This window comes from Streptomyces sp. BE20, assembly GCF_036322525.1.
In the GTDB taxonomy this organism is placed as follows: Bacteria; Actinomycetota; Actinomycetes; order Streptomycetales; family Streptomycetaceae; genus Kitasatospora.
Map to the genome: position 1 here is coordinate 1 of NZ_JAQYWW010000566.1, position 564 is coordinate 564.

Below are 564 nucleotides of genomic sequence, written 5' to 3' on the forward strand. Positions count from 1 at the left end.
CACCTGGGCGATGTTGCGGACCGGGCTGGTGAGGTTGTGCGCCATGAAGTTGACGTTGTCGGTGATGACCTTGCACGTGGCGGCCACGTTCGGTACCCGTGCCTGCCCGCCGAGCGTCCGATCGGTGCGGACCTCGCGGGCCTGTCGGGGGTTCTCGTGGGCGGAGTCGGTGAGCGTGTCCACCATGTAGTTGATGTCGGCGGCGAGCGCGGCGACCTCGCCCTTGGCGTCCACGTTGATCTTCCGCGAGAGGTCGCCCTGGGCGACGGCGGTGGCCACCTGGGCGATGGCGCGGACCTGGCCGGTGAGGGTGCACGCCATCACGTTGACCGAGTCGGTGAGGTCCCTCCAGGTGCCCGAGGCTCCCAGGACGTGGGCCTGGCCGCCCAGGATGCCCTCGGTGCCGACCTCGCGGGCGACCCGGGTCACCTCGGAGGTGAAGAGGGAGAGCTGGTCGACCATGCAGTTGAACACGGTGGCGATCTCGCCCAACAGGCCGTCGGCGTCGTCGGGAAGGCGGGTGCCGAAGTCTCCGTCGCGCACGGCCGTCAGCCCGGCCAGGAG

General features: G+C 70.2%; 1 protein-coding gene. It reads right to left on the bottom strand.

The window, feature by feature from the left end:
* Nucleotides 1-564 (bottom strand): HAMP domain-containing protein (locus PUR61_RS09700; protein ID WP_329877796.1); only part of this gene is annotated, 564 nt, incomplete at both ends.